This is a genomic window from Curtobacterium sp. MCLR17_045, assembly GCF_003234405.1.
Classification (GTDB): Bacteria; Actinomycetota; Actinomycetes; order Actinomycetales; family Microbacteriaceae; genus Curtobacterium; species Curtobacterium flaccumfaciens.
On the sequence record NZ_QKTB01000033.1, the window covers coordinates 25,208 to 32,052 of the forward strand.

General features: G+C 72.3%; 5 protein-coding genes. 4 read left to right on the top strand and 1 reads right to left on the bottom strand.

What is annotated here, in order from left to right; all coding sequences use genetic code 11:
• Window positions 1-5: 5 nt before the first annotated feature.
• A complete protein-coding gene (locus DEJ05_RS15690) occupies window positions 6-614 on the top strand; it encodes a hypothetical protein (protein ID WP_071404663.1) in 609 nt (202 codons plus the stop codon).
• Window positions 614-1,225: an FHA domain-containing protein gene (locus tag DEJ05_RS15695; RefSeq protein WP_071404662.1), complete on the top strand. Its 612-nt coding sequence runs from the start codon at window positions 614-616 to the stop codon at window positions 1,223-1,225. Before DEJ05_RS15690 ends, DEJ05_RS15695 begins: the two co-directional genes overlap by 1 nt.
• Window positions 1,226-1,346: 121 nt before the next feature.
• On the opposite strand, the gene DEJ05_RS15700 is transcribed toward DEJ05_RS15695, so the two are convergent.
• Complete coding sequence (locus tag DEJ05_RS15700) at window positions 1,347-5,762, bottom strand: FtsK/SpoIIIE domain-containing protein (protein WP_111110984.1); 4,416 nt, start codon at window positions 5,760-5,762, stop codon at window positions 1,347-1,349.
• 107 nt (window positions 5,763-5,869) lie between these two features.
• Here DEJ05_RS15700 and DEJ05_RS15705 point away from each other — a divergent pair, with 107 nt between their 5' ends.
• Window positions 5,870-6,166, top strand: a complete 297-nt coding sequence (locus DEJ05_RS15705) for a WXG100 family type VII secretion target (protein WP_071404660.1) — start codon at window positions 5,870-5,872, stop codon at window positions 6,164-6,166.
• Between the two features lie 107 nt (window positions 6,167-6,273).
• On the top strand, window positions 6,274-6,603 hold the full coding sequence (locus DEJ05_RS15710) for a DUF6507 family protein (RefSeq protein WP_128780490.1): 330 nt from the start codon (window positions 6,274-6,276) through the stop codon (window positions 6,601-6,603).
• Window positions 6,604-6,845: the final 242 nt, after the last annotated feature.

Consider the following 6,845-nt stretch of genomic DNA (forward strand, 5'->3'; position numbering starts at 1 on the left):
CGGGCATGTCGGTCGACCACTTCGCCATCACGGTCCCGCGGTCCTGGTTCGAGCTTCCGGTCGAACCGGAACGCCGCGACGACCGGATCAGCGCCCTCGTGCAGGAACGCATCGAGGACCACCGGGAACTGTGGGACCACCGCACCGAGATCGTCCGGGTGCTCCGCCGGTTCGCCCGCTCGGCGTGGGACAGCGGCGCGCGGTACTGCGCCGCGTTCGCCGAGCCGAGCGAGGACGGCATCGTCTCCGGTGCCCTCACCGTGACGGTCCTGCCCGCGCCCGAGGCCGGCGGCGACCCGCTCGCCGCGCTCACCGACCACGTCGCAGCACTCGGCGGTGACGACGACGGCATGCACGTCGACGTGCACGAGGTCCCCCGCGTCGGCCGGGTGCCGCGCGTCTGGGGTGTCTCGACGGTGCAGGCACCGGACGGCCGCGGGTCGTTCGACGTCGTGCTCATGCAGACGTTCGTGCCCGCCGGCGACCAGGTCGCCCTGGTCAGCGTCTCGTCGCCCGCGACCGACCTGGCCGAGCCCCTGTACGAACTGTTCGAGACCGTGACCGACACCTTCGAGCTCATCGACTCCGCCGCGGTCGGCAGCGAGGCGTCCTGATGCGCCTCTGGCCGTTCCGGAAGAAGCGCAAGGTCGTCGAACCGGTCGTCGAGCGGGTCGACGAGCGTGACCTGGCACAGATGGCCCAGCGCGGCGAGCTCGCCCGGTCGGTCACCACACCGCCCCCGGCTCCGCGTGCGAGTGCTGACCGGGTCCGGGCGACCGTGGCGCAGCTGCCCGGCCGACCGCTCGGGTCGTCCGGCGGAACCACCGCCCGTCGTGACGCCGCCCCCGCCCGCCAGGCAGCGGCTGCCGTGCTCGTCCTCGACGGCGCCCAGCGGGTGACCGTGTCGGGTGGCGGGCTGATCGGCCGTGACCCCGCGAGCGCCCACCCGGACGGCGGACACGCCCACATGATCGCTCTGGAGGACCCGGAGCGGCTGCTCAGCCGCACCCACCTGGAGTTCGGGTTCGGCGCCGAGGGCTCCCTCTGGGTGCTCGACACCGCTTCGGCGAACGGCGTCGAGCTGCAGCGCCCGGGGTTCCCCGCGGCGATGCTCGTGCCGTCGCAGCGCACGACCGTGCAGCCCGGCGACACCGTGGTGTTCGGCGGGCACACGCTCCGCGCCGAACCCGCCGTCGGACTCGTCAGCGAGACGCCGCTGGGCTGAGCAGGCCCCGGACCGGGCCGGATCCGGGGCGCGCAGGCTCTGGGCTGCGCCCCCGCGGCTGGCGCCCACGCGGCCGGCGCCCCGCGGCCGGCGCCCCGCGGCCGACGACCCGCGACCGGCGCTAGTCGCCGGCCGGTACCTGCACGAGTCGGAGCGCCTGGTCGGCGTCGTTCAGCAGCGCCCGACCCGCGACGCGGTCCTGGGTGACCAGGCTCTTCGACAGCTTCGTGCCGATCAGGTCGCCGTCGACGGTGCTGAGCGGCGCGAGCAGCATGCCACGACGGGCCTTCTTCGCGTCGACCTGCCAGCCGCGGAACCCGCTCGCCACGCCCTCGACGTCACCGGCCAGGACGAGCCCGACCGAACGACCCCGGTCGGAGTCCATGATCGCCCGGAACACCGGTTCGGCCGGCGACTCCTTCAGGGCCTCGGCGTCGTCGACCAGCACGAGCGTGAAGCCGTCCGAGCCGGTGTCGATCGCGGCGGACAGCCCCTCGGCGCCGATGGCGCCGTCGGTCACCACCGTGACGCGAGGGGCTCCGTCGAGTGCTCGGAGCGGGGACTCCCGCGGTGTCACCGCGACGACCGACCCACCCGCCGACAGCACGTGGCGGGCCATCGCGACGAGCGCGGTGCTCTTGCCCGAGCGGGGGCTGCCGCCGACGATGAAGACCGGAGTGTCCTGCACGAAGTCGTGCGTGAACAGCCGGAGCTCGTCGCCGCCGACGCCGAGTGCGACCCGGCCGACCGATGCCTCGGCCGACGGCAGGTACCGCACGGCATCCGTGAAGGTGATGGAGCGCGGGAGCACGTCGATCCGGAACGGCTTCGGGGCGCCGGCCGGCACGTGCGCACGGACCTCGTCACCGATGCCCCGCAGCGCGGCGGCCTGGTCGCGGCCCCCGAGTCCGCCGGGCAGCACGGCGACCTGGGTCTCCGTCGCCGTGGCGTTCCGGAACCCGCGCCCCGGTGGGATCGACTCCGGCAGCTTCTTGCCGTTGATGCCCTCGTAGTTGTAGTCGCCGCGGTCGGCCAGGGCGAGCAGCAGCTTCCGCTCCACCTGGCTCGACATCCGGCCGGACGTCAGGGTGCGGTCGCCGGAGACGACCAGGTGCACGCCGACGCCGACGCCCTCGCGCAGCAGGGTCTGGACGGCGTCGTGCAGCGCACCGTTCTCGGCGTCCGCCAGGGTCGCCATGAAGCTCTCCCACTGGTCGAGGAACACGACGATGTGCGGCATCGGCACGGTGCCCGCGTCGGTCCGCTGCTCGGCGATCGACGAGTACCCGCCGGCGGCGAAGGCGGCCTGGCGCTCCTGCACCGTGCGGAGCAGGATGCCGAGCAGCCGCGAGACCCGGTCGGGTTCGTGCCGCTGCACCACGGCACCGCAGTGCGGCAGCGCCCCGAGGGCCAGCAGCGCACCGTTGCCGCAGTCGATCCCGTACATGTGGACGTCGCCGACGCCGAGCCGCAGGGCCATCGCCCCCGCCAGGGTGCGGAGCGTCTGGCTGCGACCCGAGCGCGGCGAGCCGATGACGAACAGGTGACCGTCCGCGTCGAGGTCGAACACCGCCGGGCGCTGCCGCTGGTCACCCGGGTGGTCCTCGACGCCCCAGGCGACCGCCAGTGGTGCCAGGTCGCCGGTGCCGGTCGCCTCGACGTCGTCGAGCCCGACGACCTCGCCGAGCGGCGGCAACCAGGGCTTCCGCTGCTCGGGGGTGCCGAGGGCGCGGGTGGCGTCGTCGATCGACGCGACGAGGACGCTCAGGTCGGTGACCTCCACGTCGCTGGCCGCGGCCTCGACGGCAGCCGGGCGGGGGGCTGGATCGCTGTACGAGGCGAACGTGAGCTCGCGGACCAGGGCGGGGCGGGCCTCCTGGTCGTCCGAGCCGGGCCGGCGCCCACCCACGCGACCGGACTGGAACGGCAGCAGCGAGGCAGCGCCGAGCCGCACGTAGGCGCGCCCCGGGGTCGACTTCGCGATCCGCGCGGCGTCGTTCGCGCCGATGACGTCCTGGCTCTCCGACTGGTCCGTGACGCGCAGCGCGATGCGGAGGTTCGTGTTCGCGCGGATCTCGGGCGACACGACGCCGCCAGGACGCTGCGTGGCGAGGATCAAGTGGATGCCGAGCGAGCGACCGCGCTGGGCGATGTTCACCAGGCCCTTGACGAAGTCGGGCAGCTCGCGGGCGAGCGAGGCGAACTCGTCGATGACGATGAGCAGCCGCGGCAGGCTCGGGATCGTGTCCCCGTTCGCCGCGCGCTTGGCCTGCAGGTCCTGGTAGTCCTCCAGGTCCTTCGCCCCGACCTCGGCCAGAGCGTGCTCGCGGGTGCGGAGCTCGGCGCCGAGCGACTCGAGCGCGCGCTCGACCTGGTGCGTGTCGAGGTCGGTGACCATGCCGACCGTGTGCGGAAGGTCGACGCAGTCCTTGAAGGCCGCACCGCCCTTGTAGTCGACGAGCACGAAGTTCATCTCGTCCGGCCGGTTCGCCACGGCGAGGGACGCCACGATCGTCTGCAGCAGCTCCGACTTGCCGGAACCGGTGGTCCCGGCGACCAGGCCGTGCGGGCCGTCGTTCCGCAGGTCGATCGCGAACGGCCCGTCGATCGACGCCCCCACCACGGCGGTGGTGCTGCGGCCGCCGAGCAGCCAGCGTGCCTGCACGGCCTCGGACGTGGGCGGTTCGAGCTGGAGCACGTCGAGCAGGCGAGCGGACGACGGGATGGCGCCGTCCTGCACGTCCGGGCTGGCGTCGACGATCGGGGACAGCGACCGGGCGACCCACTCGAGCCAGTCCTGGTCGACCAGGTCCGGGCGTGCGTCGTCGATGCGCTCACTGCGCTGCTGGGTGACCCGCACCCGGTCGTCGCGGACGACCACCACGGCGTCGCACTCCTCGGGCAGGAGCCGCTCGTCCAGGTCGAGGCAGATGCTGAACACCCCGACCGACGGCCCCTCCTTGAGCACCTGCACGAGCGAGGGCATCGCGCGGAGCCGGCGCGCGCCGTCCATCACGACGACGATCTCGTCGGCCGGCGGGGTCTTCTTGCCGATCCCGGCTTCCTTGCGGGCGTCGATGATCGCGGCGAGCTCGGCGATCGCCCGCGCGGTCGACGCGGCGTTCGAGGCGATGCTCGTCATCGGCTGGTCCGCACCGTCGCGGCGGACGTGCGGCAGCCAGGACATCCACTCCCACAGCGACGTGCGCGTGGTGTCGGTGAGCAGCGTGAAGGTGACGTCCTTCGGGCTCTGCAGCGTCGCGAGCTGCGCGACCACCCAGTTCGCGAGTCGTCGGGCGTCATCGTCCGGACCGGCGATGCCGATCACGCCGCGCTCGGCCAGGCGGATGCGCACCGGCACGTCCGTCGCGTCCCACGCGACGGTCCGCTTGTGGGACAGCTGCTCCGGGTCCTCGATGGTCACCTCGGAGCGCTGCGTCGCCGTGCCGACGCGGACCAGCAGGTGGTCCGGATCCGTCCGGCGTCGCTCCCACAGGCGCGGCAGGGGCGTGACCGCCGTCTCGTAGACGGCGGCGGGGTCCGGCGCGCTCGCGATCCAGCGTGCACGTTCGGACTGGAGGCTCTCGGTCGCGTCCGCCTCGATCCGCGCCTTGGTGTCCTCGTACTCCACGACGCGTTGCCGGTACGTCTTCTTGCCCTGCCGGCGGCCCTGGAGGCCCGTGATGATCATCAGGATCGGCGACAGCAGGGCGATGAGCAGGTAGATCCAGCGACCGGTGGTCGACACGAACATGACCGCCATTCCCATCGGCGCCAGCGCCATCAGGATGGGGAGCGCCCGGGCCGGGGGCTCGGTCGGCGGCGGGGGCAGCTGGTAGCGGGTGTGCTCGTCCGGCGGCAGGATGCGCGGCGGCCGGTTGTACTCGAGCGACATGCCGTCGTCCGCCAGGGACAGGTGGGCGCCGCGGTTCGGGGCGCGGCCGAAGCCGAGCAGGACCCCGCCGACCGCGAGCTGTGCGGTCTCGGGCCAGTCGGTCTCCTCGGTGACCGGCTCGCCGTCCAGCAGCGCCCCGGAGTAGCCGTTCGCCGGGCGCACCTTCGCGCCGTCGGCCGTCACCGTGACGAGCAGGGCGATCTCCGGCACCGTGTCGGACCCCGACGCCTCGGCCTCGACCTCGTCCGTGGTGCTCACCGGTACCTGTATGTGCGCGGACGGCGACGTACCGATGGTCACCGTGCCGGTGCTGACCCGCACGATCGTCCCCGCGTGCAGCCCGGACACGATCCGGACCTCGGCGTCGGTCAGCGGGCGGAGCGGCGGCGGCGGCACCTGTTCGAGGCTCCGGCGCACCACCACGCCCTCGCGGACGCCCGACTCGGCGACCGACGCCGAGAGGTCGAGCGGCTGTTCCCCGACGAAGTACACGGGGGTCCGGCCGGAGGCGACGACGTCCGTGGCGATGAGGCGCTCGGCCTCGGCCACCAGCTCGCGCACCGCCCGGGAGTCGTCGCCGTCCACGTAGACGTTCGCGGTCTGGCCGCTCTCGCGGTCGACCATCGTGAACGTGAAGGTCATGGCATTCCCCCGTAGCGTTGACTTCGTGTCGCAGGACGATGGTAGTGTCCCCTGCAACACGCCCCGTTGGGGGGACAAACGAAACTCCGGGGAAAGGGAGTCACACCGTGGCGAACATCAACGTCTCGTACGCAGACCTCGAGGCAGCAGCCTCCGACCTCAAGGCGGGCCAGGCAGACATCGAAGACCGTCTGTCGGCACTGCAGCGCAAGATCCAGCAGCTCATCTCGGACGGCTACGTCACCGACAAGTCGTCGGTCGCGTTCGGCGAGTCCTACGACGAGTTCAACCGTGGCGTGACCCAGACGGTCCAGGGGCTCGAAGGCCTCTCCACGTTCCTCTCCAAGGCCTCGCAGACCCTGTCCGAGACGGACGAGTCGCTGGCCTCCGGCCTCAAGGGCTGACACCGTCGTCGACCCCGTGCCCCGCGATCGCGTGGGGCACGGGGTCGTCGCGGTTCCTGTGGCGCCGTCCTGACGGCGCCGGTTCGTGATCGGGGAGGGATTGTTCCGTGGCAGGCAAACTGCTGGTTGACCTGATGGGGCTCGGGGAGCTCCAGAACGACCTGACGACCGTGCACAGCACGCTCGAGCAGGCGCACAAGCGTGTCGACGCGTCCGACGACGAGATCGGTTCGGGGACGGTGCAGAACGCTCTGCACGACTTCGACCACCGCTGGGGCGACAAGCGGGACAAGATCAGCGAGTCGACGAAGGCGTTGGCGGACATGCTGAGCTCGTCCATCGAGACCTACACCGAGACCGACGAGCAGCTGGCACAGGCCCTGCAGGTCAACGACGAGAACGGCGGCGGCGGACCCGCTGCCTCGAGGGCGCAGTAGTCGTGGGGCGACCGTCGGGGTGGGACGTTGTCGATCAGGGTGATGATCCGGTCAAGGGGGATCCGTCGACGTTGCGGATGATGGCGCGGGAGTACCAGCGCATCTCCGACGCGGCCGATGACGCCTCGACGCGGCTGAAGTCGGTGAAGGGGTCCGGGTGGCTGACCGACTGGGAGGGTGAGGCCGCTGATGTGTTCGTCGACGCGATCGAGGACACCCCGTCGGACCTGACCAAGCTCGTC

Bases quoted from the DNA above. Each gene is read 5' to 3' on its own strand.
- DEJ05_RS15695 (WP_071404662.1), top strand. From the start codon at position 614: ATGCGCCTCTGGCCGTTCCGGAAGAAGCGCAAGGTCGTCGAACCGGTC.
- DEJ05_RS15690 (WP_071404663.1), top strand. From the start codon at position 6: ATGTCGGTCGACCACTTCGCCATCACGGTCCCGCGGTCCTGGTTCGAG.
- DEJ05_RS15700 (WP_111110984.1), bottom strand. From the start codon at position 5,762: ATGACCTTCACGTTCACGATGGTCGACCGCGAGAGCGGCCAGACCGCG.